Annotated in this window: 21 protein-coding genes; 10 read left to right on the forward strand and 11 right to left on the reverse strand. The window is 72.3% G+C overall.

Annotated elements, in window-relative coordinates:
• The first annotated feature begins 2 nt into the window (after positions 1 to 2).
• Both K4B79_RS24765 and K4B79_RS24770 read left to right on the forward strand, forming a co-directional pair.
• The gene (locus K4B79_RS24765; protein ID WP_232029096.1) at positions 3 to 866 is read left to right on the forward strand and encodes an acyl-CoA dehydrogenase family protein; all 864 of its coding nucleotides are present in this window, start codon (positions 3 to 5) and stop codon (positions 864 to 866) included.
• A gap of 515 nt (positions 867 to 1,381) precedes the next feature.
• Positions 1,382 to 1,858, forward strand: coding sequence for an ATP-binding protein (locus K4B79_RS24770; protein WP_232029097.1), 477 nt, complete (start codon positions 1,382 to 1,384; stop codon positions 1,856 to 1,858).
• Positions 1,859 to 2,254: 396 nt separating this feature from the next.
• Here the strand turns inward: K4B79_RS24770 and K4B79_RS24775 are convergent, their stop codons facing one another.
• The gene (locus tag K4B79_RS24775) at positions 2,255 to 3,181 is read right to left on the reverse strand and encodes a cyclase family protein (RefSeq protein ID WP_232029098.1); all 927 of its coding nucleotides are present in this window, start codon (positions 3,179 to 3,181) and stop codon (positions 2,255 to 2,257) included.
• A gap of 84 nt (positions 3,182 to 3,265) precedes the next feature.
• On the opposite strand from K4B79_RS24775, the gene K4B79_RS24780 reads away from it, so the two are divergent.
• The 4 genes from K4B79_RS24780 (at position 3,266) to K4B79_RS24795 (ending at position 7,822) form a co-directional block, all read left to right on the forward strand.
• Entirely contained in the window at positions 3,266 to 4,138 is an 873-nt protein-coding gene (locus tag K4B79_RS24780) for an SDR family oxidoreductase (RefSeq protein ID WP_232029099.1), read from the forward strand.
• A 112-nt stretch (positions 4,139 to 4,250) separates the two neighbouring features.
• Positions 4,251 to 5,408 (forward strand): acyl-CoA dehydrogenase family protein, encoded by a 1,158-nt coding sequence (locus K4B79_RS24785; RefSeq protein WP_232029100.1) that lies wholly within the window; start codon positions 4,251 to 4,253, stop codon positions 5,406 to 5,408.
• Positions 5,408 to 6,457 (forward strand): Zn-dependent alcohol dehydrogenase, encoded by a 1,050-nt coding sequence (locus K4B79_RS24790; RefSeq protein ID WP_232029101.1) that lies wholly within the window; start codon positions 5,408 to 5,410, stop codon positions 6,455 to 6,457. Before K4B79_RS24785 ends, K4B79_RS24790 begins: the two co-directional genes overlap by 1 nt.
• 111 nt (positions 6,458 to 6,568) lie before the next feature.
• The gene (locus K4B79_RS24795) at positions 6,569 to 7,822 is read left to right on the forward strand and encodes an MFS transporter (RefSeq protein WP_232029102.1); all 1,254 of its coding nucleotides are present in this window, start codon (positions 6,569 to 6,571) and stop codon (positions 7,820 to 7,822) included.
• On the opposite strand, the gene K4B79_RS24800 is transcribed toward K4B79_RS24795, so the two are convergent.
• A complete protein-coding gene (locus K4B79_RS24800) occupies positions 7,730 to 8,785 on the reverse strand; it encodes a GlxA family transcriptional regulator (RefSeq protein WP_232029103.1) in 1,056 nt (351 codons plus the stop codon). The two genes, K4B79_RS24795 and K4B79_RS24800, sit on opposite strands and share 93 nt — an antisense overlap.
• Positions 8,786 to 8,869: 84 nt before the next feature.
• Between K4B79_RS24800 and K4B79_RS24805 the strand changes: the two genes are divergently transcribed.
• On the forward strand, positions 8,870 to 10,189 hold the full coding sequence (locus tag K4B79_RS24805; RefSeq protein ID WP_232029104.1) for an MFS transporter: 1,320 nt from the start codon (positions 8,870 to 8,872) through the stop codon (positions 10,187 to 10,189).
• 281 nt (positions 10,190 to 10,470) lie between these two features.
• On the opposite strand, the gene K4B79_RS24810 is transcribed toward K4B79_RS24805, so the two are convergent.
• The 6 genes from K4B79_RS24810 to K4B79_RS24835 form a co-directional block, all read right to left on the reverse strand.
• On the reverse strand, positions 10,471 to 11,400 hold the full coding sequence (locus tag K4B79_RS24810) for a bacteriocin fulvocin C-related protein (protein ID WP_232029105.1): 930 nt from the start codon (positions 11,398 to 11,400) through the stop codon (positions 10,471 to 10,473).
• 242 nt (positions 11,401 to 11,642) lie between these two features.
• Entirely contained in the window at positions 11,643 to 12,236 is a 594-nt protein-coding gene (locus K4B79_RS24815; RefSeq protein WP_232029106.1) for a flavin reductase family protein, read from the reverse strand.
• Between the two features lie 41 nt (positions 12,237 to 12,277).
• Entirely contained in the window at positions 12,278 to 13,060 is a 783-nt protein-coding gene (locus K4B79_RS24820) for an enoyl-CoA hydratase/isomerase family protein (RefSeq protein ID WP_232029416.1), read from the reverse strand.
• A gap of 17 nt (positions 13,061 to 13,077) precedes the next feature.
• Complete coding sequence (locus K4B79_RS24825) at positions 13,078 to 15,303, reverse strand: acetate--CoA ligase family protein (RefSeq protein WP_232029107.1); 2,226 nt, start codon at positions 15,301 to 15,303, stop codon at positions 13,078 to 13,080.
• A 192-nt stretch (positions 15,304 to 15,495) separates the two neighbouring features.
• The gene (locus tag K4B79_RS24830) at positions 15,496 to 16,710 is read right to left on the reverse strand and encodes a flavin-containing monooxygenase (RefSeq protein WP_232029108.1); all 1,215 of its coding nucleotides are present in this window, start codon (positions 16,708 to 16,710) and stop codon (positions 15,496 to 15,498) included.
• A 138-nt stretch (positions 16,711 to 16,848) separates the two neighbouring features.
• On the reverse strand, positions 16,849 to 18,438 hold the full coding sequence (locus tag K4B79_RS24835; RefSeq protein ID WP_232029417.1) for a subtype B tannase: 1,590 nt from the start codon (positions 18,436 to 18,438) through the stop codon (positions 16,849 to 16,851).
• A 215-nt stretch (positions 18,439 to 18,653) separates the two neighbouring features.
• On the opposite strand from K4B79_RS24835, the gene K4B79_RS24840 reads away from it, so the two are divergent.
• The 3 genes from K4B79_RS24840 to K4B79_RS24850 are packed head-to-tail and all read left to right on the forward strand — an operon-like array spanning position 18,654 to position 20,225.
• Entirely contained in the window at positions 18,654 to 19,103 is a 450-nt protein-coding gene (locus K4B79_RS24840) for a DoxX family membrane protein (RefSeq protein WP_232029109.1), read from the forward strand.
• Positions 19,100 to 19,537, forward strand: a complete 438-nt coding sequence (locus K4B79_RS24845) for a Zn-ribbon domain-containing OB-fold protein (protein ID WP_232029110.1) — start codon at positions 19,100 to 19,102, stop codon at positions 19,535 to 19,537. The genes K4B79_RS24840 and K4B79_RS24845 overlap by 4 nt, the downstream gene beginning before the upstream one ends.
• Before the next feature lie 55 nt (positions 19,538 to 19,592).
• On the forward strand, positions 19,593 to 20,225 hold the full coding sequence (locus tag K4B79_RS24850; protein WP_232029111.1) for a GNAT family N-acetyltransferase: 633 nt from the start codon (positions 19,593 to 19,595) through the stop codon (positions 20,223 to 20,225).
• Between the two features lie 120 nt (positions 20,226 to 20,345).
• Here K4B79_RS24850 and K4B79_RS24855 read toward each other — a convergent pair whose 3' ends face one another.
• The 3 genes from K4B79_RS24855 to K4B79_RS24865 form a co-directional block, all read right to left on the reverse strand.
• Positions 20,346 to 21,011, reverse strand: a complete 666-nt coding sequence (locus K4B79_RS24855; RefSeq protein WP_232029112.1) for a pyridoxine/pyridoxamine 5'-phosphate oxidase — start codon at positions 21,009 to 21,011, stop codon at positions 20,346 to 20,348.
• Between the two features lie 49 nt (positions 21,012 to 21,060).
• The gene (locus K4B79_RS24860; RefSeq protein WP_232029113.1) at positions 21,061 to 21,489 is read right to left on the reverse strand and encodes a pyridoxamine 5'-phosphate oxidase family protein; all 429 of its coding nucleotides are present in this window, start codon (positions 21,487 to 21,489) and stop codon (positions 21,061 to 21,063) included.
• 91 nt (positions 21,490 to 21,580) lie between these two features.
• Positions 21,581 to 22,762, reverse strand: coding sequence for a thiolase C-terminal domain-containing protein (locus K4B79_RS24865; RefSeq protein WP_232029114.1), 1,182 nt, complete (start codon positions 22,760 to 22,762; stop codon positions 21,581 to 21,583).
• Positions 22,763 to 22,817: the final 55 nt, after the last annotated feature.

Below are 22,817 nucleotides of genomic sequence, written 5' to 3' on the forward strand. Positions count from 1 at the left end.
CGATGCGCTTCCAACCCACCGACGAACAGCGGGCGTTGCGGGACGCCGTACGACAGCTGCTGGCCCGTCGCTTCGACGGCGCGGCGCTGCGGGCGGCCGTGGCGCGGCCCGGGGTGGACCGTGCGCTGTGGCGGGAGCTCGGCGCGGCGGGGTTCTTCGCGCTGCGGATGCCCGAGGCCGAGGGCGGGGTCGGACTCGGGCTGCCGGAGGCGGTGTTGGCCTTCGAGGAGACGGGCCGCGCGCTGCTGCCGGGGCCACTGGTGGCCACGCACCTCGCGGCGGGGACGGTGCCGGGGGCGGCCACCGGGGAGGCGGTCGTGGCGGCCGTCGACGGGGAGCTGGTGGAGTGGCTGGAGGCGGCGGACGTGGTGCGGGGGGACACGGACGGGGCGGTGGCGATCCGGTCCGTCGATCCGCTCACACCCCTGCACGCGGTGCGTTCGCCGGCGGCCGCGGATCCCGTCGCCGTCCTCCTCACCGCCGCCGAACAACTGGGCACGGCCGGGCGTGTGTGCGAGCTGGCGGTGCAACACGCGCGGACGCGCGAGCAGTTCGGGCGGCCGGTCGGGGCCTTCCAGGCCGTCAAGCATCTGTGCGCCGACATGCTGGTGCGGACGGAGGTGGCCCGTGCGGCGGTGTACGCCGCCGCCGTCACCGCCGGACCGGCCGACATCGCGGCGGCCCGGCTGCTCGCCGACGAGGCCGCCGTGCGCGGTGCCCGGGACTGCCTCCAGGTGCACGGCGGCATGGGGTTCACCTGGGAGAGCGAGGTGCATCTGCATCTCAAGCGGGCCTGGGTGCGGGCGCAACGTGCCGGAGCCGACACGGAGAGTGAGGAAGTCCTCGCGGCCGACCTGTTGTCCTGACCGACCGTCAGGGCCGCTGGACTGCGATACCGGGGGGTCGGCCCGAACGCGTGTCGCGGATTGTGGCATACCGGAATCACGGAGCGTTGATATCGGGTTGTGTCCTAGGCGTGACTCGTTGCGCCCCGGAGGGGCGGGTGGGCTCCGGTACCTTGTGTGGGATGCGAGTGGTTCCGAGCACGAGCCGTGCCGGTGTTGCCCCTGGGGCGGCTCCGGACCCGGCGGTGCGCGTCGCTGTTCGCGGGGTGGGAAGCCGTCGGGCTCCCGCCTGTTCGACCCTTGGCGACGAGCGTCGCACAGTATCGCGCACGGGTACTCCTTCGCGCTGGAATATGCCCGAAGCGCTTGTTGGCGTGACTTTCCGTCAACCATGCTGTCCCACAAGGGACTCACGTTCCGTGACCCCGGCCCCGGCCGCTCCCCCGGCCGTTGTTCTGGTCATGCAAAAAATGGCTACGATCGTGGCCCTCGTGAGGCGCGGGGCTATGTGTCCGCCGGTTCGGATGGTGTGAGCGGTGCAGGTGCTTCAAGTGCAGCTGGAGATCCGGCCCGACCCCGCGGAGGTGGGGCGGGCCCGGAGCTGGGCCCGCTCGCGGCTCGCCGGGTCCGGGATAGGGTCCGACGATCCGCTCGCCGAGACGCTGATCCTGCTCGTCTCCGAGCTGGTCACCAACGCCGTGGTGCACACCGGCCGTCCGGCCGTGCTGCGGCTCAGTCTGCCGCGGGTGGTCGCGGAGTCGGCCACCGTCCGCCTGGAGGTGGCCGACGGCAGTGACCGGGCGCCGGTGCCGCGCTGTGTCGACGGCGAGGAGACGGGCGGCCGGGGTCTGGCCCTCGTCGACGGTCTCGCCGACCGCTGGGGCTGGAGCCCCGAGGGGGCCGGCAAGCGCATCTGGTGCGAACTGGACCGGTGCGAACAGTCCCGCGAGTCCGCCACGGCCTGTGCCGGTGACGCCTCCGCCTACGAAGGGCTGGCCTTCGAGGTCGTATGACCGGCGCACGGCGTTCCGGGCGCGTGCCCACCCTCCGGTGACCTGGCGCACGGTCGCGGAAAACGCTGTCGCCCCTGCGTCGGCGGGGAGTTCGTGCGCCCGACATGCTTCCGTGCGCGCCTCCGGGAAACCGTGCATAAGTAATAAATCCCCGAACGGGTGTTGACGCCGCGTGACCGTTTGATCACGCTGGTGGTCAGCGATTCGCCGTGAGGGGACGGCGAGGGCTTCGGTGACGGAGGCCCTCGGCGAGTGTGGGTCGTGATTCGGCGTCAGGCTCCCTCGGGGCCGAGAGGGGTTGGGGCGGGTACGCCGGAAGTGGTCGGTGGTGCGTCGTGCCGGGCTCGGGGTGAGCAGGGCGTACCGCCGGCCCGCCCTCCTCGCGCGGGGCTTCGCTCACATTAGGGCGACCGGTGCCACCGGTGTGCCGGTCGCCCCGACGAACGGCTCGGGCATCGCCGACAGCAGGAAGCTGTAGCGGCCAACTTCTCCACAGGCTGTGGACAACTTTTCGAGATTCCAGTTCTGGCCCTGGAGCATGCCCATCTCCACGAGGTGCAGCGCGTGCACGGGCAGCCACAGATCCTCGATCTCGGGCGGGAAGATCTCGAAGGTCAGTGTGTCGTTCGCGACCGCGGCGACGTCCCGCGCGTGGAACCACTCCGGGGTGCGGATCGACAGCCCCGGTGACGGATGCCCGTACGCCTCCCTCCCGCCCGCCAGATACACCCGCACCTGCCCGGTCCGTACGAGCACGATGTCACCGGCGCGCACCCGAGTGCCGGCGAGTTCCTCGGCCGCGTCCAGGTCCTCCGGGGTGACGGCGTGCGAGCCGTCCAGGCGGTCGGTGCCCAGCGTGCGGGCCACGTCCAGGAGCACGCCCCGCGAGACGATGTGCCGTGCCTTGTCGATACCGCTGAACTCGGCGCCGGTGTGCGCGGTGATGGTGGTGGCGGGGCGGCCGTTGTAGAGCAGGCCCGAGTGCGAGACGTGGGTGAGCGCGTCCCAGTGGGTGGCCGCCTGGAGCCCCATCGTCACGGCGTCGTCGCTGCACGCCACCGTCCCCGGGCCGAAGATCTCCTGGTTGATCTGCGTCATCGCGTGCAGGGGGTTGATCCGCCCCGGGATCAGCCCGGTCTGCACGCCGTCCTGCCGGAGCGGCAGCGCGAGGGGGATCCGGCGCCCGGTGCGGACCTCGGCCGCGGCCCGGCGCACCACCTCGTCGGTGATCAGGTTGAGCGTGCCGATCTCGTCGTCCGCCCCCCAACGGCCCCAGTTGTTCACGCGCTTGGCGATCTCGTGGAAAGCGGCGGGCAGCGACATGGGGCCCTCCCGGGGCTTGTGTCCTGCGGTCTGACGGGTCATAAAATCTAACGGTCCGTCAGAAACCGCGGGAAGGGGTCCGGCGTGGGGAACTTCTTGGCAGGCAAGGTCGTCGCCGTGACGGGCGCCGGGCGGGGCATCGGACGGGCGGTGGCCCTGGCCGCGGCGGCCGAGGGGGCGCGGGTCGTCGTCAACGACTACGGCGTCTCCGTGGACGGCGCGTCCCCCACCAGTGAGATCGCCTCGGGTGTGGTGAAGGAGATCGAGGCGGCGGGCGGGGAAGCGGTCGCCGTCGCCGACGACATCTCCACGATGGCGGGCGGGCAGCGGGTCGTCGACGTGGCGCTCTCCTCCTACGGCCGGCTCGACGGCGTGGTGTGCGTCGCCGGGATCCTGCGCGAGCGGATGCTGTTCAACATGGCCGAGGAGGAGTGGGACCCGGTCATCGCCACGCATCTGAAAGGCACGTTCACCGTGTTCCGGGCCGCCTCCGCGGTGATGCGGCAGCAGCGGGCCGGGACGTTGATCGGGTTCACGAGTGGGAATCACCAAGGGTCGGTGTCCCAGGCGAACTACAGCGCGGCGAAGGGTGGGGTGATCTCGCTGGTGCGGAGCGCCGCGCTGGGGCTGCACAAGTATGGGGTGACCGCGAATGCGGTGGCGCCGGTGGCTCGTACGCGGATGTCGGCGAAGGTGCCGGGCGGGTTGGTGGAGATCGGTGAGCCGGAGGATGTGGCGGCGCTGGTGGTGTACCTGTTGTCGTCGCGGGCTCGGGAGATCACCGGGCAGGTGTACACGGTTGCGGGGGCGAAGATTGCGGTGTGGGCGCAGCCGAGGGAGTTGCGGGCCGCGTATGCCTCCGGCGGTTCCTGGAGTCCGGAGATGATCGCGGAGTTCTTGCCGGGGTCTGTGGGGGTGGATCCGATGCCGTTGCTTTCTCGGAGGTCTGATGCCTAAGAGCTCGGGGGGCTTTGTCGTGTGGCGGCTGCGGGTTTGTTGTGGCTGGTCGCGCAGTTCCCCGCGCCCCTGAAGGCGTCTGCACGCGGCCCTTGTTGGGAGGAGACCCCTCGTGGAGTTCGGGTTCACTGGTGAGGATGAGGCCTTTCGGAGTGAGGCCAGGGGATGGCTCGCTGCCCATGCCGACGGTCGCTCGGAGGATCGGCGGGCCTGGGAGCGGACGCTCGGGAAGTCCGGCTGGATAGGGCTGGGTTGGGGTGAGGGCGGTTATGGCAATCGAACCGCCACTCTTACCCAGCAGGTCGTCTGGGCCGAGGAGTATGTGCGGGTGGGGGCGCCTTCGCGGTCGGGGCATATTGGGGAGAATCTGTTGGGGCCGACCTTGCTGGCGCATGGGTCGGCGGAGCAGAAGGCGCGGTTTCTGCCGGCGGTCGCGGCCGGGGACGAGTTGTGGTGTCAGGGGTACAGCGAACCGGGGGCCGGGTCGGATCTGGCGGGGGTGCGGACGACGGCCGAGCGGGGCTCGGACGGGACGTACCGGGTCACCGGGCAGAAGATCTGGACCTCGCTGGCTCATGAGGCGGACTGGTGTTTCGTGCTGGCGCGGAGCGACCCGGAGTCGCGGCGGCATCACGGGCTGAGTTTTCTGCTCGTTCCCATGGATCAGCCGGGGCGGATCGAGGTGCGGCCGATTCGGCAGATGACCGGGACGAGTGAGTTCAACGAGGTGTTCTTCGACGGGGCGTGTGCGCGTGCGGAGCATGTGGTGGGGGGCGAGGGGGGCGGCTGGCGGGTGGCGATGAGTCTGCTCGGGTTCGAGCGGGGGGTGTCGACGCTGGCCCAACAGGTGGGGTTCGCCGAGGAGTTGGGGCGGGTCGTGGACCTGGCCGTGGGGACCGGGGCCGTGCGGGATGCCGTCGTGCGGGAACGGCTGGTGCGGCAGTGGGCCGAGTTGCGGGTGATGCGGTGGAACGCGCTGCGGACGCTGGGGCGTTCGGGCGACGCGGGGGCGCCCAGCGTGGCCAAGCTGCTGTGGGGCGGCTGGCACCAGCGGCTGGGGGAGCTGGCGATGCTGGTGCGGGGCGCGGCGGGGGCGGTGGGGCCGGGGGAGTGGACGGCCTCGGAGCCGTATGAACTGGACGATGTGCAGCGGCGGTTCCTGTTCTCGCGGGCCGACACCATCTACGGGGGTTCCGACCAGATCCAGCGCACGATCATCGCCGAGCGCGTGCTCGGTCTGCCGAGGGAGCCGAAGGGTGGGGCCGTGTGATGCGTGGCGTGGTGTTCGACGGGAAGCGGATCGAGGTCGTGGACGATCTCGTCGTACGGGATCCCGGGCCCGGTGAGGTGCAGGTCGCGATCTCGGCGGCGGGGCTGTGCCACAGCGACCTGTCCGTGGTGGACGGGACCATCCCCTTCCCGGTGCCTGTGGTGCTGGGGCATGAGGGGGCGGGGGTGGTGGAGGCCGTGGGCGCGGGGGTGCGGCATGTGGCGCCCGGGGACCATGTGGCCCTGTCCACGCTCGCCAACTGCGGGGCCTGCGCCGACTGCGACCGGGGGCGGCCCACGATGTGCCGGCAGGCGATCGGGCGGCCGGGGCGGCCGTTCACGCGGGACGGGCGGCCCGTGTTCCAGTTCGCGTCCAACTCCGCCTTCGCGGAACGGACCGTGGTGCGGGCCGTGCAGGCGGTGCGGATCCCGAAGGACATCCCGATGCCCTCGGCCGCGCTCATCGGATGCGGGGTGCTGACCGGCGTCGGTGCCGTGCTCAACCGGGCCCGGGTGCGGCACGGGGACAGCGTGCTGGTGATCGGCACGGGCGGGATCGGGCTCAACGTCCTGCAGGGGGCGCGGATCGCGGGCGCGCTGCGGATCGTGGCCGTGGACGCCAATCCGGCGAAGGAGGCGGTGGCCCGGAGGTTCGGCGCGACCGACTTCCTGACGTCCACGGAGGGCGTGCGGGAGCTGCTGCCCAACGGCGCGGACCACGCCTTCGAGTGCGTCGGGCGGGTCGAGCTGATCCGGCAGGCGATCGACCTGCTGGACCGTCATGGGCAGGCGGTGCTGCTCGGCGTCCCGCCCGCTGGTGCCGAGGCGTCCTTCCTCGTCTCGTCGATGTACCTGGACAAGGCCATCCTGGGCTGCCGGTACGGGTCCTCGCGGCCGCAGCGGGACATCGCGCTGTACGCCGAGCTGTACCGGCAGGGGCGGCTGTTGCTGGACGAGCTGGTGACGCAGACCTATCCCGTCGAGGACTTCGAGAAGGCGGCCGGGGACGCGGAGGCGGGGCGGGTGGCTCGGGGGGTACTGACGTTCTAGGGTCGGTCGGGGTCGACCATCGGCCTGCCCATAAGGGTTGTTCGTCGGGGTTGTCCACAGGTGGCGGAAAATCCGTGGGGCGTTGTCGGTGGCGGCGCCTAGCGTCGACGCATGACCTACCGTGATGTGGCCTCCAAGCAGGTCCTGATCTGGGCCGGCGCGGCCGTCGCCGCCCGCATGCCGGTCGCCATGGCGCCGTTGGCCCTGGTCTTCCTGGTGCGGGAGCGGCCCGGCGGCTACCCGCTGGGTGCGGCGCTCGCGGCGGCCTATGTGCTCGGCGAGATCCTCGGGGCTCCGGTCCTCGGGATGCGGATGGATCCGGCCCGGGGGCGTCGGCATCTCACGGTCGGGCTCGTGGGCGGATCGGTGGGGTTCGCCGGGCTGGGGGTGCTGGCGGGGGCGCATCCGCTCGTGCTCGGCGCGTTCGCGTTCCTGGCCGGTGCCGCGCCGGCCGCGGTGGCCGGCGGTCAGCGGACGCTGCTGACCTCGCTGGTGCCCGAACGTGCCGTGGCGCAGGCGCTGTCCACCGAGTCGATGCTGATGTCCGGGGTGTGGGCCGTGTCCCCCGTCGCGGTCGCCGGACTCGCCCTCGGGGTCGCCCCGCGCGTCCCGCTGCTCCTCGGGGCCGCGCTCATGGCCGCGGCGATCGTGGCCCACCGACTGCTGCCCGCCGGCTGGGGCAGGGCGGACGACGACGGGGACACGGGCCGCGTGAAGCTCCGTGTGCTGATACGCGCCTGGCCGGTGTACGTCACGGGCGCGGCCAGCCTCACCCTGCTCGGCCTGGCCGAACTCACCCTGCCCGCCCTGTTGGAGCAGCGCGGGATCGGCGTCGGCTGGTCCGGTCCGATGCTGGCGGGGCTGGCGGTGGGAGCGGGCGTCGGGGCGTTCCTGTACGGACTGCGGTCGTGGCCGGGGCGGCTGCGGACCCGCAGTCTCGTCCTGATGGGCGGCATGGCGGCCTTCGTGGCCCTCGCCGCGCTGATACCGGGCGCGGCCGGGATCGCGGTCGCCCTCGTCCTGGCGGGCACGCTCCAGTCGGGCGCGCTGATCACCCGCAACCTGTCCCTGCGCGAGGCCGTGCCGCCCGGCGCGGTGGCCGCCGGGTACTCCGTGATGTACGCGGCCGCGGGCGCCGGTTACGCGGCGACGGGCTCTCTCGCCGGTGCCCTGCTCCAGGTGGTGGCTCCGTCGACGGCCATCCTGGCCGGCGTGGGCCTGGGCCTGCTGCTGACGGCGCTCGGCTGGTGGGGAGAGAGCCGACAGCAGCGGTCAAGTACGGCTCGGGGACCGGTCGTCGACATCGCCGCCGGTGCGGAAGGTGCGCCGATACCCGGTCGGGGTGACCCCGAGCGCCGCCTGTAGATGCTGCCGCATCGACTGGGCCGTGCCGAAGCCCGCGTCGCGGGCGACCTGGTCGACGGAGAGGTCCGTGGACTCCAGCAGGTGCCGGGCGCGCTCCACGCGCTGCTGGGTGAGCCACTGGCCGGGGCTGACGCCGACCTCCTCGCGGAAGCGGCGGGTGAAGGTCCTGACCGACATGGCCTCCTGCTCGGCCATGTCCCGCAGCTGGATCGGCTCGTGCAGCCGCCCCAGCGCCCAGGCGCGCGCCGAGGTCGTGGTGGCCTGCTGCGGGTCCGGGACGGGACGGTGGATGTACTGGGCCTGTCCGCCGTCGCGGTGCGGCGGTACGACGGTGCGGCGGGCCACCTCGTTGGCGACCGCCGTGCCGTGGTCACGGCGCACCATGTGCAGGCACAGGTCGATCCCGGCGGCGACCCCCGCGGAGGTCAGGACGTCGCCGTCGTCGACGAACAGCACGTCCGGGTCGACCTCGATCCGCGGGAAGAGCCGCTGGAGATGCTCGGCGTCGGCCCAGTGCGTGGTGGCGGGGCGGCCGTCGAGGTAGCCGGCGGCGGCCAGGACGTACACGCCGGTGCAGATCGAGGCGAGCCGGGTGTCGGGTCGGATGTGCGCGAGGGCGGCGGCCAGCTCCTCGGTCAGGACGCCCTGCTCGAAGACCGGGCCGAGTTCGTACGAGGCCGGGACGATCACGGTGTCGGCGGTGGCCAGCGCCTGCGGGCCGTGCTCGACGTGGACGGTGAAGTCGGCGTCGGTCTGCACCGGGCCCGGCGGGCGGATCGAGCAGGTGAGGACCTCGTACAGGCGCCGTCCCCCGGCGTCCCTGGGGCGGCCGAAGATCCGGTGCGGGATGCCCAGCTCGAACGGGAGCAGGCCGTCGAGGGCGAGGACGGCCACGCGGTGCGGGACGGTCACGCGGTGCGGGACGGTCACGCGGTGCGGGCGCTGCTCCGGGTCACGGCTCATGGCTCCATCGTATGGCCCGATCCTAGCGAACGCTGACCTTCGGGCCACTCGATCGTGGCGGGCGCGGACCGGAAGCTGTATGTCGTGACCCAGACAACCGACGCCGTCGCCGATGCCGATGCCGTCCAGGAGACCGGCCCCGGGCGCCGCCGCGTCCGTGTGCACCGGGCCTGGTTCGTCGCCGCCGTCACCTTCGTGACGATCATCGGCGCGGCCGCCTTCCGTTCCCTGCCCGGCCTGCTCATCGACCCCCTGCACCAGGACTTCGGCTGGTCGCGCGGCACGATCGGCGCGGCGGTCTCCATCAACCTCGCGCTGTACGGGCTCACCGCGCCCTTCGCCGCCGCCCTGATGGACCGCTTCGGCATCCGGCGGGTGGTCGCGGTCGCCCTGAGCCTGATCGCGCTCGGCTCCGGTCTGACCGTGTGGATGACGGCGGCCTGGCAACTGCTGCTGTGCTGGGGCCTGCTGGTCGGTCTCGGCTCCGGCTCGATGGCGCTCGCCTTCGCGGCGACGGTCACCAACCGCTGGTTCAGTGAGCGGCGCGGCCTGGTCACCGGCATCCTCACCGCCGCCTCGGCCTCCGGGCAGCTGATCTTCCTGCCCGTCCTGTCCTGGATGGTGGACCACCAGGGCTGGCGCCCGCCGGCGGTCACCGTGGCGCTGGCCGCCCTCGCCGTCGTCCCCTTCGTCTGGCTGCTGCTGCGCGACCACCCGGCCGACGTGGGCCTGAAGCCCTACGGCGCCAAGGAGTTCGTACCGAAGCCGGAACCCGTGCCCGGGGCGGCCCGGCGCGCGGTCACCGTCCTGCTCAAGGCCGCCCGCACCGGCCCCTTCTGGCTGCTCGCGGGCACCTTCGCGATCTGCGGGGCCTCCACCAACGGCCTGATCCAGACCCACTTCATTCCCGCGGCCCACGACGAGCACATGCCGGTCCAGGCGGCCGCCTCACTGCTCGCGGTCATCGGCGTGTTCGACGTCATCGGCACGATCGCCTCCGGCTGGTTCACCGACCGCTTCGAAGCGCGCCGGCTGCTCGCCGTCTACTACGCGCTGCGGGGCATCTCGCTGCTGTTCCTCCCGATGCTGCTCGCCCCGTCCGTCCACCCGCCGATGGTCTTCTTCATCGTCTTCTACGGCCTCGACTGGGTCGCCACCGTCCCGCCCACCGTCGCGCTGTGCCGCGAGCACTACGGCGACGACAGCGCCATCGTCTTCGGCTGGGTCCTCGCCTCCCACCAGGTCGGCGCCGCGCTGGTGGCCTTCCTCGGCGGCGTCGCGCGGGACGTCTTCGGGACGTACGACATGGTCTGGTACGCCTCGGGCGCGCTCTGCGCGGCGGCGGCGCTGATGGCGCTGGTGATCCGGCGCCGGCCGGTGGCCTCTGTGCCGGTGACGGCCTAGTTCAGGTGGGGTACGGCTCTGTCATCCCCGATGCGGTGCTCGTCGTCCCCGCTCTGTTCGGTCCACAGGGATACGGCACCCTCGCCGTCTGTGCGCACGACACGGCGGCGGTGTCGGCCTGGCCCTTGTCGAGCGAGGTGGCGCCGGCTTGGAGGGCCGTGGAACAGGGGCGGCGGATCGCCGGGCGGTCCGGGACCCCGGACCGCCCGGACCCGTTCACCACCGACCTCATGTGCCACGGCCGGCCGCTGGCGGAAGGCGCAACCCACGTGCGGGAAAGCTCAGTTGCAGAGCCCGCTGCACGGCGCCAGCCACAGTGGGCCGCAGCCGAAGTCCGTCCAGGTGCACCCGCTGTAGCACACCGAGGAGCAGCTGCCGGTCCCCACTCCGCACCGGGAATTGCAGTCCTCGGCCTGGACGCCCTGGGCGCGCCGAGGTGTCGCGCTGTGCGTGTCGGCGGGGCCGAGCGTCCTGAGGACCGCGCGGGCGCCGCTCTCGCCGAACGCCGACACCACCGCCGTCTCCAGATCGTCGGCGGCCGCTCCCTTCCCGCGTCCCGCGATGATCTGCGGTGCCAGCCGTGTCGCGTCGTCCAGGACGGCGGACTGCCCGGCCGACAGACCCGGGTGCGTCTTCCGGTAGTGCGCGAAGTGCGCCACCCACAGATCGCTCCGGGCCGAGGCGGGCAGCGCTCCGTAGACGGCGCGCCGGTAGTCCGCGGGATAGGAGACGAACTCGGCGTAGCCGGTGGGCAGTCGGTCGCGATGGGCGTGCACCCATCGCGACGCCTTGCTCCCCTTGGCGCGGGACACCGCCTGTGCGGGTGAGGTCGCCAGGCCGCCGGTGACCAGGAACGTCCCCAGGGCCAGCCCCGGCACCGCCCTGAGGATTCCCCGGCGGCCCGGTGACCGCAGCGCGTCGAGGCCGCGCAGCGCGCGCACCACCCGCAGCGAGTCCGACGGCCCCAACAGCCGAGCCAGGCGCAGGGACAGCGCGGTACCGGTCCAGGCCCGCACACGGTCGCCGTCGACCGCCAGCAGGGTCGGGGCCCACTCGGCCCCGTCCCCCAGCGCACGCGCGCGCAGCGCACGGACCCTGGGTTCTGTGAGGCCCGCGGTGGTCAGCGTTCCGTCGACGGAGTTCCCCACCCGATCGACGACTTCTTCACAGAAACGGCAGTCGGCGTCGAATGCCAGAATCCACTCGGTCATGAACTTCTCCCCACGTTTGCGTGACGACCCGTTCCATGGCGCTCGTCCGGTGAGTGTTCGCACGTCCTTCGCGGCCCGCGTGTCCTGTCGGCACTCGAGCGCGCTCCGGAGACACCCGAGGAGCCAGCCTTCTCCGGGGCGCCGGAGAGCGTCAATCAATTCGATGAGAATGCGCGTCACCCTCGCGAGCACGCGCGATCCGCCCCGCTCGGCCCCTCGCCGAGGGACCTCCGGGCCTTCGGTCAGAGAAACCGCCCCTTGTGGAACAACAGCGGCGGCTCGTCCATGTCGGACGCCCCCAGGTCGTCCACCCGGCCCACCACGATGAGGTGGTCGCCGCCCGTGTGCACCGCGTGGATCGTGCAGTCGATCCAGGCGAGGGCGTCGGCGAGGCGTGGGGAGCCGGAGGCGGGGGACGCGTCGTAGACGACGCCGGCGAACTTGTCCCGGCCGCTGACGGCGAAGCCGCGGCACAGCTCGCCCTGGTGGGCGCCGAGGACGTTGACGCAGAAGACGCCCGCGCGGGCGATCCGCGGCCAGGTCGTCGACGTACGGCCGACCATGAAGGCGACGAGGGGCGGGTCGAGGGAGAGGGAGGAGAAGGACTGGCAGGCGAAACCGGCGGGCGGGGCCCCGCTGTCGGTGGCGGGTGCCGTCACCACGGTCACTCCGGTCGCGAAGTTCCCCAGCACCCGGCGGAACTCGGCCTGGTCGACCGGCGCCCGCTCGTCCTCGCCTACGCACCGCAACTCGGGCCGCGGCAACGCCTCCACGGGCTGCGCCCCGGCTGCCCTGAGGTAGCGGACGGCGGCTTCGGCCATTCCGGCTTGTCCCATCACGCCCTCCATTGAACCTGACAGGTCGTCAGATGAGAAGGCTAGCGGCCCCTGTACTCAGGGCTTCTGCGCTCCACGAAGCTTCCTACGCCCTCCCGCGCGTCCGCCGTCGTCATGTTGATCTCCTGCGCGGCGGCCTCCGCGGCGAACGCGCCGGCACGGTCGGTGTCGAGGGAGGCGTTGACGAGCTGCTTGGTGAGGGCGAGGGCCCGGGTGGGCCCGGCGGCCAGCCGCTCCGCCCAGGCGCGGGCGGTCTTGTCCAACTCGGCGTCCGGCACGACCCGGTTGACCAGACCGAGGCGTTCGGCGTCCGCCGCGGTGAGCGCGTCCCCGAAGAACATCAGCTCCTTCGCCCGCTGCGGCCCGATCAGCCGGGGGAGCAGGTACGCGCCACCCCCGTCCGGCACGAGTCCTCGCCGTACGAACACCTCGATGAACCGCGCCGACTCGGCCGCGACGACCAGGTCGCAGGCGAACGCCAGATGCGCGCCGAGCCCGGCCGCCGTGCCGTTCACGGCCGCGATCACCGGTTTCTCGCAGTCCAGTACGGCGGCGATCAGGCGCTGCGCGCCCAGGCGCAGCGTGCGCGCCACGTCACCCGCGACCCGCTCCCCGCCGGTGGCCGCCCCCCGCAGGTCGGCGCCCGCGCAGAAACCGCGGCCCGTGCCCGTGAGGACGACCGCGCGGACGTCCGGATCGGCCGAGGCCCGCCCCAACAGCTCGATGACCAGGTCCCGTTGGCCGGGGGTGAGGGCGTTGAGGGTCTCGGGCCGGTTGAGGGTGAGGTACGAGACCTGGCCGTCGGTCGCCTGCGTCACCTCCATCACCTCCGTCTCCTTCGTCACCGGCACACCACCAGCGCGTCCAGCGCCACCGCGCCCTGCCCGTGCGGCAGCACCATCAGCGGGTTGATGTCCAGCTCCGCGAGATCGTCGCCGAGTTCCAGCGCCATGCGCTGCACCCGCAGGACGACTTCGACGAGCGCGTCCAGATCCGCCGGCGGACGCCCCCGGACCCCGTCGAGGAGGGCCCGCCCGCGCAGTTCGGCGCACATGGCCCGCGCCTGCTCCTCCCCGAAGGGCGGCACGCGTACGGCGGTGTCGCGCAGCACCTCGACCAGCACCCCGCCGAGCCCGACCGTCACGGTCGGCCCGAACAGCTCGTCCCGGGTGACGCCGACGACCATCTCGACGCCCCGCTCGACCATCTGGCACACCAGGACGCCGTCCAGCGAGACGTCCTCGTAGCGCGCGATGTCGGTCAACTCCCGGTAGGCGTCCCGGACCTGGCTCGCCGAGGTCAGCCCGACCTTGACCAGGCCCAGCTCGGTCTTGTGGGCGATGCGCGCCCCGGACGCCTTCATCACCACCGGGTAGCCGACCAGGCCCGCCGCGCGCACGGCCGCCGCCGCGCTGGTCACCAGCTGCTCGCGCGGCACCCGGATGCCGTACGCCCGCAGCAGTTGCTTCGCCGCGTGCTCGCTCAGCTGCTGGCCCGGGCGCATCAGCGCCTGCGCCTTGCGGAACGACGGCGACGGGGTGCGGGGCGCCGAGTCGAACGGGGAGCGGTAGCCGGAGACGAAGCGATGGTGGTCGAGATAGGCGCGTACGGCGGTGATGCAGTTGGCGACGGTACGGAAGGTCGCGACCCGCGACGAACCGAGCAGCACTTCGCGGTACGCCGGCTCGGTGCCCACCGGCGAGCCCCACACCACGCACACCAGTTTGTCCGTGTGCTCGGCCGCGTCCACCAGATCCCGCACGAGCCGGTCGCTGAGCGGCGGGAAGGGCCCGGTGACCGGGCAGATCAGCACGCCCACCTCCGGGTCGTCGAGGATCGCGTCGATGATCTTCCGGCCGCGTTCGTCCCCGACCGGGTGGCCGCCGTTGTCCACCGGGTTGGCCACGCTCAGGTACTCGGGTATCCACTGGTGCAGCTCGGCCTGCTTGGCCCGCGACAGGGCCGGCAGGCGCAGCCCCGCCTCCGTGGCCAGGTCGGCGAAGTGCGCGCCCGTGCCGCCCGAGATCGAGTAGACGACGACCCCGTCCGCGCGCGGTGGCCGGGACCGCGCCAACAGGGCGGCGGTGTCCTGGAGTTCGTCCAGGCCGTCGACGCGGATCACGCCGTACTGGCGCATCGCCGCGTCCACCACCGTGTCGGCGCCGGTGAGTTTGCCGGTGTGGGAGGCGGCCGTACGGGCGCCGGTCTCGGTGCGGCCCACCTTGACCGCGACGACGGGCACCCCGCGCCGGGCGGCCCGGTCGGCGGCGAGCAGAAAGGAGCGGCCGTCCTTGAGCCCCTCGGCGTAACAGGCGATGGCGCCGACCTCGGGCCGCTCGGCGAAGTAGGAGACGAAGTCGGCGGTCTCCAGGTCGGCCTCGTTGCCCGTGGGCGCCCAGTGCGAGAGCCGGATGCCGAGCTCCTGGAGGGCGAAGACGGGGCGGCCCTGGTGGCCGGACTGCGTGATCAGGGCGATGGCGGGCCCGTCGAGGTCGTCCCGGAAGCGCTCGAAGGCGTTGAGGTTGGTGTTGGGGCCCAGCATCCGCATCCCCGACCTGCCCACGGCCGCCGCGAGCCGGGCCTGCTCGATCGCGCCCTCGGGGCCGGTCTCGGCGAACCCGGAGGCGAAGACGACCGCGAACCTCGCCTTGGCCTCGGCCAGTTCCTCGATCACCGGAAGCGGGTCAGCGACCAACAGCACGGCGAGGTCGACCGGCTCGGGCAGGGCGGCGACGGAGGGGGAGCAGGGGATGCCGAAGACGGTCGTACGGGTCGGATGCACCGGGTGCAGCCGGGCCCCGACCCGCTCCGACCAGGCGAGCAGCTGCCGGGTGACACCGGTGTTGGGCCGGCCCTCGGCGTCCGAGGCGCCGATCACGGCGACGGACTCGGGCCGGAAGAAGCGGTCCAGATCGGGGACGGCGGCGTACAACGGCCGTCCGCCGACGTCGAGATCGTCCACCTCGGCGGGCCGGCCGTGGACGGTGGGCCCGGGCTGCTCGCCACAGGCGATGACCCGGGCCCGGCGGGAGTCGGTGGTGAGGGTGCCGTGGGTTGATCCAAGCATCGGTCCGCCCGCTCCTGTGTGACAGCAAGTGTGTGACAGCAAGTAACTGACGCCCTGTCAGATTACAGAACTGACGGAGTGTCAGGAATGGGCGTGCACACAGAAAGAACCGACCCGGCTCAAGGCCCGTCGCTCCAGAGTCGCAGGACGCGCGGGGAAGGGGAGGCGGCTTTCTCGCCGAAATGCGGGCCGTCAGGAGGGGAGTCGGGAGATGCGCCGGCCGCCGTCCTTCGCGAGGGCCTTCGCGATCCGCACCGCGTCGATGGCCAGTTCACGCAACATGCCGCTGATGGGGTTGGTGAAGCCGGTGAAGTAGAGGCCGGGCGCGTGCTCCGGGGAGCGGGGACCGTGGACGACCGGCCTGCCGCGGGGGCCGAGCACGTCGAGGTGGCCGACGAGGTCCTCCAGGCAACGGCTGTAGCCGGTGGCGGCGATGACGGTGTCGGGTTCGATCCGGGAGCCGTCGGCGAGGACCACCTTGCCGTCCTCGAAGCTCTCGACGGCGGCGACGACCTCGACGACGCCCTTGCGGACGGCGTCGATGAGACCGACGTCCTGCACGGGGATGGACCCCTCGGTCACCCGGGAGTACAGACCGGTGTCGGGGCGGGGCAGGCCGTGCGCCGAGAGGTCCGGCACGCTGACCTTCGCCACCGGCCGGGCCAGCCGGTCGACCAGGGCCACCGGCAGGCGCCGTACCAGGACACCGGTGTACTGGGAGGCCCAGCCGGCCGTGGAGCGGCGCACGATGTGCGGGGCCGTGCGCACCGAGAGCCGGACCCGGGCGGCGCCGCCCTCCATCAGGTCCACGGCGATCTCGGCGCCGGTGTTGCCGACGCCGACGACGAGGACGTCCCGGCCCGCGTAGGGCTTCGCGTTGCGGTAGTCGCCGGCGTGCAGCAGTTCGCCGGTGTAGGTGGCGCGGCCGGGCCAGTCCGGGACGCGCGGGGTGTGGTTGTAGCCGGTGGCGACGACCACGGCGGCGCCGGTCAGTTCGCGGCCGCCGGTGGCGTGCAGCAGCCAGCCGGCGCCGTCGGCCGAGCGCTCGACGCGGGAGACCTCGACGCCGGTGACGATCTCCAGCTCGTGGAACTCGGCGTACTTCTCCAGATAGCGCACCACGTCGTCCCGGGAGACCCAGCGGCCGAACCGGCGGGGCATCGGCAGTCCGGGCAGGCCCGAGAGGCGGCGGGTGGTGTGCAGGTGCAGCCGGTCGTAGTGGCGCCGCCAGGACGCGCCGACCCGGTCGGACTTCTCCAGGACCACGGCACGGATGCCCTGGGCGCGCAGGGCGTACGCGGCGGCGAGTCCGCCGGGGCCGCCGCCGATGACGTAGACGGGGCGGTCTGCGGGGTGCGGCTGCGCGGGGTGCGCGGACGCGGGAGAGGACGCTGTGGAGTCGGCCATGTGCGCGAGCGTAACCAGGCACCGGATTGATGGGTCTCGGTCAAGACCGGAATTGGTTGCGGATCGATCACGGCTGTAGGAGATGTGGGTGGGGCCTGTGACGTAGGTCTCCTGCGTGTGGCGGTGGAGTGCCCTGGGCTACTTCTTGTGTCCCGTCACCTCGGCGATCCAGGTGATGAAGTCGCCCGGGTCGGTGTTCGCGCCGTGGCCCTGGTCCCAGTAGTAGAGGTGGTTGACGTCGTCGCCCAGGCCGCTCGCGGCGGCGGCCAGGTTCGCGGCGATCGTCAGCGAGGTGTCGGAGTCCTTCGTGCCCAGGCGTATCCACCAGTGCTTCGAGCGCCTCCCGTTGGCCTTCTCCACCAGGTGGTACATCGGGTTCATGAGGTTCAGCTTCTCGGGGATGTCGCTCGCGATCCGCTTCGTGGCCAGACCCGTGGTGTCGTTCCTGGCGCCGTACGCCGTGAAGTGCCGTGCCTCGGTGGTGCCGGCGCCGAACTCGTTGTTCTCGCCCGAGGACAGGTCCCAGGCGTCGAAGGAGGGCGCGTCCTTCTTGCGGGCGCCGACGTGGGTGAGGAAGTCGGCCCAGGTGAAGGTGGCCCTGGTGCCGTCCCAGTCGATGAAGGTGTTGGCGGCCAGGTAGGTCGCGCGGGCGGAGTCCGACAGGCCTTTGAGGTAGGCGGTAGCCGACGGCTCCAGGTACTGCTCGACCAGGTAGTCGTCGTAGTTGCGCGCGGTGAGCGTCCCGAAGCCGGAGCCCTTCAGGCCGCGCAGCCTCAGCTTGGCCTGGTACTCGGCGAACTGGGACCGCAGTTCCTTGGAGACCGTCTGGTCGACCTGCTCGCCGGTGCTGAGCGTGTTGGTGCCCCAGCACCACTCGTAGGCCCCGTCGGCGTGCTCCAGGTCGATGATCGGGCACCAGGCGCCGGTGGCGAAGATCGCGTCGGAGGCGTCGGCCGCGCCGATCTCCTTGAGGTACCGGTCGTAGAGCGGGCTGTCGCCGGAGGCGCCGAGCAACGAGGACAGGGCGCCGCCCGCGCTCGTGCCCGCGGAGACGATCCGCTCGACGTCACCGGGGATGCGGCCCCTGTTGGAGCGGATGTAGCGGACGGCCGCCTTGAGGTCGACGATCGCGGCCGGGGCGGTGCCGTAGTACTCGCCGGAGGAGTCCTTGAGGGTACGGCCGCGCGCACCGGGCTCGACGACGACGTAGCCGGCGGCCAGGGCCAGGAGCTGGTTGGCGTTCATGGCGCCGCCGTCGGCGTTGGTGTTGCCGTTGGCGCCGGGGGCCGGGGCGCCGGCCGACGGGGAGGCGGAGGCGCTCGCGGAGGGCGCCCCGCCACCTGCTCCGCCGCCCATGCCCGCGCCCCCGATCCCGGTCGCGTCCGCCACGGAGGACGGCATGTATCCGCCGACGGAGTTCGCGAGGAGGATGGGGGCGTCCGACGCGTCGACCGCCTTGCCGTCGATCGTGACGGGCACGCTGACGTTCAGGGACTGGTAGGCCTCGTCCACCGGCTTCGCGACGTAGGTGATCGCCTTCCAGAAGTGGTACGTCACGCTGTGGTCGTTGCCGGCCGTGTCGGTGACGGTGGTGGACAGCTCGGTGTAGCCGTCCGGGTCGAAGACGAGGGCGCCGTTCGCGCCGTTCGAGGTGCCGCCGGCCGAGGCGTTCGCGTTCAGGGCGATGCCACCGACCGCCGCGACGCCCGCCGTCGCGCCGATCCCCATGACGACGCTCCTGCGCTTGACTGCCCTGTGCTTCACGTTCGACTCCTTCGGGTTCGCTGCTTGCGTCTGTGAAGGTAGTAGCGGTGTGGACGAAATTGCCAACAATTCCGGGGTGTTCATGGGAGACCCACAGCTTCATGCCGGACCCACAGGTTTCACTCGTCCCGTCTCGCGTGGGCTTCCCGGCACCCGTCATCTGACGTACCGTCAGATTCATGGACTCGATCTGGCTCACGGGTGCGCAGTGGCTGGCCGTGCTGCGGATAGGGCTCGGGGTGTGGTGGCTGGAGAGCTGGCGGCACAAGGACAAGAGCACGTGGTTCGAGGGCGGCGGGATCACCTGGGCCGCGGGCATCGCCGCCAAGCACCGGTGGACCGCGGTGCGCAGCGGCTTCGACGTCGTCGTCGCTCCGCGCCCGAGGACCATGGCGTACGTCGTCGCCTACGCCGAGCTCGCCCTGGGGCTCGGGCTGATCCTCGGCTTCCTGACGCCCCTCGCGCTGGTCGGCGGACTGCTGCTGAACGTCCTCTACTTCACCCTCATGATCCATGACTGGGCCGAGCAGGGGCAGAACTCGATGATGGCGCTGATCTCCCTGGTGGCGCTGTTCGGGATGTCCTGGCAGAGCTGGTCGCTCGACAGCGCGCTGGGGTTGTTCCAGTGACCGCGCCCTCCGCCGGGCCCTCCGCCGCGTCCCCCGGTGGGAGCGGGGTGCGCTACGACGTCCCCGAGGCCGACGCCTTCACCCGGACCTACTGGGACGCGTCCGCGCGGGGGATGCTGCTGCTCCGGCGCTGCGGGGCGTGCGGGCGGGTCCACCACTACCCGCGCGAGTTCTGCCCGCACTGCTGGAGCGAGGAGGTCGCCTGGGAGCCGGCGAGCGGCCGGGCCACGCTCTACACCTGGTCCGTCGTCCACCGCAACGACCTGCCCCCCTTCGGCGACCGCACTCCGTACGTCGCCGCCGTCGTCGACCTCGCCGAGGGGCCGCGGATGATGACGGAGGTCGTGGAGTGCGCGCACGACGCCCTGCGGGCCGGGATGGCGCTGGAGGTCGCCTTCCGCGAGGGGGTCCCGGTGTTCCGGCCGGCGCGGTGAGGGGCGGCCGGGTATTCCGGAGGAAACGGCGCCGGGGACCGGCTTCAATGGCCCGATGGCCCACATCGACGACCAGCACAGGACAGGTCCCTCGTTCCCCCCGTCCCCGTCCCCCCGCTTCCCCTTCCCCGAGCTGCACGGTCACGGACTGCGGCTGCGCGCCTGGGACGCGGAGTCGGACGTCGATGTCGAGAGCTGGCTGCGAGGGTGCACGGACCCGGAGTTCCGGCGCTGGAACACACCGCTGATACCGGTCACCGACGCCGACAGCGCCCGTGCCTCCCTGCTCTCCAAGGCCGCACAGGCGGAGGACGGGAGCATGGCGACGTACTGCGTGACGGACGCCGGGACGGGCGTGCCGCTGGGCCAGATCGGCGTCAACGCCATCCATGAGGTCCTGGGCAGAGCCCGCATCGGCTACTGGGTCCTGCCCGAGGCCCGCGGGCAGGGCGTCGCCACCCGCGCCCTCGCGCTCGTCACCCACTGGGGCCACACCGACCTCGGCCTGCACCGCCTGGAACTCGACCACGCCGTCGGCCACGACGCCTCGTGCCGCGTCGCCGAGCGGTGCGGATACCGCTACGAGGGCACCCTGCGCGGCTCGATGTTCGAGGCGGGCCGCCAGGACGCGTTCCGCGACGCCCATGTGCACGGCCGGCTGGCGACGGATCCGCTGCCGAGCCCGTGAAACGGGCTGTACCAGCGCATCGGCTACCGCCCGGTCGCGGACTTCGCGGTGTACGCCTTCCAGGACACGCAGCCCCCGAGATCCACAGGGCCCGCATGACCCGCATGACCCGCATGACCCTCAGGGCCAGAGCAGTTCCTGAACCCACCCCTGGTCCGTACGGCGGTGGACGAGCCGCACATGCCGTCGCCGCTCGTCCCCCTGGAAGAACTCCACCTCGTCGGGCCGCAGCCGGTAGAGCGTCCAGGTGGGGACGGGGGCGGCGGGCTCGCGCCGGGCCCGCTCCCAGGCGGCCTGGGACACCTCGGCCAACTCCTCCAGCGAGCCCAGGACCCGGCTCTGCCGACCGGTGAGGGCGGCGGCCAGCGCGCCGGTGGAGCGGGCGTGCAGGTCGGCCTGCCCCTCCTCGGAGGGCGCGGCGGTGACCGGCCCCCGCACCCGCACCTGCCGCCCCAGCGCAGGCCAGTAGAAACCCAGGGCGGCGTACGGGCGCGCGGCCAGCTGCCCTCCCTTACGGCTGTCCGCGTGCGTGGCGAAGGACCAGCCGTCGGTGTCGGCGCCGTGCAGCATCACGGTCCGTACGTCCGGCCGGCCCTCGGCGTCCGCCGTGGCGAGGGACATGGTGTGCGGCTCGGTCTGCCCGGCCGCCACCGCCTCCGCGAACCAGGAGGTGAACAGGTCCAGCGGGGTCGCGGGCGCGGTGGCCGGGTCGAAGGCCGGAAGCGCGGTGACCTCCGGGTCCCACACCCGCAGCGACCTCAGCAGCTCATGAAGATCGGTTCCCATCCCCTGATTGTCACGCCTGCATGCCTCCAGGCATGGACGCCCGCACGGTTCACAGCGAACCGATCTCGGACGACACCCACCGCTCGGGCCGCATCCGGATGATCACCTGTTCGCCGTGGCTCTTCAGGGCGTACTCCACATAGCCGTCCACCTTCTCGGCCGGGAGGTAGCGGGCGGAGATCTCCCGCAGTTCCTCCTCGGTGAAGGGCTTGGTGTCGACGACGGGCCCCTCCACCGACACGTACCGGAGCGTGGGCTCGACTCGGTCGACCATCAGGGCGAAACGCCCCGACGCGCGGATCAGTTGATGCTTGCGGGAATCGAGCCCGGTCAGGATCCAGATGTCGCCGCCGGGCTCGTACTGGTACCAGATCGGCAGGGTGAGCGGCGCCCGCCCCTCTCCCGCGTCCACCGCCAACGCGGCCACATGCGGCTCGGCAAGGAACTGTTCACGCTCTTCGCGGGTCAGGGCAGCCATGCTTTCCTCCAGCGGTTCGGGCGTCGTCGTCCTGTCACGCCTCAACGACCGTCGGGGTGGGCCCTGTTCCCGCTCACGCGGCGAAGCATCCCTACGCTCGTGTCCGCCCCAGCACCACCGTCCCCGACGAGCAGAACCAGCCGCCCGTCCCCGAGGCCACCGCCAGTTCCGGCAGGCCGCCACCGCCCCGGCGCCGCACCTGCCGCGCCCCCGCCTCGCCCCGCAGCTGCCGTACGGCCTCCACCAGCAGGAACAGGCCCCGCATTCCGGGGTGTTGGGCCGACAGCCCGCCCCCGTCCGTGTTGACCGGCAGTTCTCCGCCCTCGACCAGGAGCCGGCCCTTCTCCACGAAGGCCCCGCCCTCGCCCTTCCCGCAGAAGCCGAGGTCCTCCAGGGTCACCAGGGTCATGTAGGTGAAGGCGTCGTAGATCTCGGCGAGGTCGATGTCGTCGGGGCGCACGCCGGCCCGCTGGAAGGCGAGGCGGCCGCTGATGGCCGCCGGGGAGACGGTGAAGTCGGGCCACTCGGACATCGAGGCGTGGGAGACGTGCTCGCCGGTGCCGAGGATCCACACGGGGGAGGTGCGGCAGTCCTGGACGTACTCCTCGGCGGCCAGCAGGACCGCCGCCCCGCCGTCGGAGCGGATGCAGCAGTGCAGCCTGGTGAAGGGGTCCGCGATCATCGGTCCCCCCATCACGTCCTCGACGGTGATCGGGTCGCGGAACATCGCCTCCGGGTTCAGCGCCGCGTTGGCCCGTGCCTGGACCGCCACCGACGCCAACTGCTCGATCGTCGTGCCGTGTTCGAGCTGGTGGCGGCGGGCGGCCATGGCGTACTTGGCGATGAGGGTGTGGCCGTAGGGGACCTCGAACTGGAGCGGCCCCCGGGTGCCGAAGGAGAGGGTGCCGGTGCGGCGGCCGGCCTTGATGTCGGCGCGGGCCGTCGAGCCGTAGACCAGCAGGACCGCGTTCGCGTGCCCGGCGGCTATCGCGTCCGCCGCGTGCGCGGCCATGACCTCCCAGGTGGCGCCGCCGACGGAGGTGGAGTCGACCCAGGTGGGGCGCAGGCCCAGGTACTCGGCGACCTCGACGGGGGCGAGGGTGCCGAGTCCGGCCGAGGCGAGGCCGTCCACCAGCGAGCGGTCCAGGCCCGCGTCCGCCAGGGCCCGGCGGGCCGCCTGGGCGTGCAGGGCGTACGGGGTCGCGTCCTCGACCCGGCCGCAGTCGGAGAGGGCCACCCCGACCACGGCGACGTTCCGGTTCCCGGGAGTCATGGGCGGCCTCCAGCCTCTGGGTATCTCGTCCGGCCTCTGTGCATCTCGTTGCGGC

The sequence above is a fragment of the Streptomyces lincolnensis genome (assembly GCF_021173675.1).
Classification (GTDB): Bacteria; Actinomycetota; Actinomycetes; order Streptomycetales; family Streptomycetaceae; genus Streptomyces; species Streptomyces lincolnensis_B.

Bases quoted from the DNA above. Each gene is read 5' to 3' on its own strand.
- K4B79_RS24810 (WP_232029105.1), bottom strand. From the start codon at position 11,400: ATGACCGAGTGGATTCTGGCATTCGACGCCGACTGCCGTTTCTGTGAA.
- K4B79_RS24840 (WP_232029109.1), top strand. From the start codon at position 18,654: ATGGACTCGATCTGGCTCACGGGTGCGCAGTGGCTGGCCGTGCTGCGG.
- K4B79_RS24865 (WP_232029114.1), bottom strand. From the start codon at position 22,762: ATGACTCCCGGGAACCGGAACGTCGCCGTGGTCGGGGTGGCCCTCTCC.
- K4B79_RS24820 (WP_232029416.1), bottom strand. From the start codon at position 13,060: ATGGAGGTGACGCAGGCGACCGACGGCCAGGTCTCGTACCTCACCCTC.
- K4B79_RS24775 (WP_232029098.1), bottom strand. From the start codon at position 3,181: ATGTCGCTGCCCGCCGCTTTCCACGAGATCGCCAAGCGCGTGAACAAC.
- K4B79_RS24825 (WP_232029107.1), bottom strand. From the start codon at position 15,303: ATGCTTGGATCAACCCACGGCACCCTCACCACCGACTCCCGCCGGGCC.
- K4B79_RS24860 (WP_232029113.1), bottom strand. From the start codon at position 21,489: ATGGCTGCCCTGACCCGCGAAGAGCGTGAACAGTTCCTTGCCGAGCCG.
- K4B79_RS24790 (WP_232029101.1), top strand. From the start codon at position 5,408: ATGCGTGGCGTGGTGTTCGACGGGAAGCGGATCGAGGTCGTGGACGAT.
- K4B79_RS24800 (WP_232029103.1), bottom strand. From the start codon at position 8,785: ATGAGCCGTGACCCGGAGCAGCGCCCGCACCGCGTGACCGTCCCGCAC.
- K4B79_RS24855 (WP_232029112.1), bottom strand. From the start codon at position 21,011: ATGGGAACCGATCTTCATGAGCTGCTGAGGTCGCTGCGGGTGTGGGAC.
- K4B79_RS24815 (WP_232029106.1), bottom strand. From the start codon at position 12,236: ATGGGACAAGCCGGAATGGCCGAAGCCGCCGTCCGCTACCTCAGGGCA.
- K4B79_RS24765 (WP_232029096.1), top strand. From the start codon at position 3: ATGCGCTTCCAACCCACCGACGAACAGCGGGCGTTGCGGGACGCCGTA.
- K4B79_RS24850 (WP_232029111.1), top strand. From the start codon at position 19,593: ATGGCCCACATCGACGACCAGCACAGGACAGGTCCCTCGTTCCCCCCG.
- K4B79_RS24830 (WP_232029108.1), bottom strand. From the start codon at position 16,710: ATGGCCGACTCCACAGCGTCCTCTCCCGCGTCCGCGCACCCCGCGCAG.
- K4B79_RS24795 (WP_232029102.1), top strand. From the start codon at position 6,569: ATGACCTACCGTGATGTGGCCTCCAAGCAGGTCCTGATCTGGGCCGGC.
- K4B79_RS24835 (WP_232029417.1), bottom strand. From the start codon at position 18,438: ATGGGGATCGGCGCGACGGCGGGCGTCGCGGCGGTCGGTGGCATCGCC.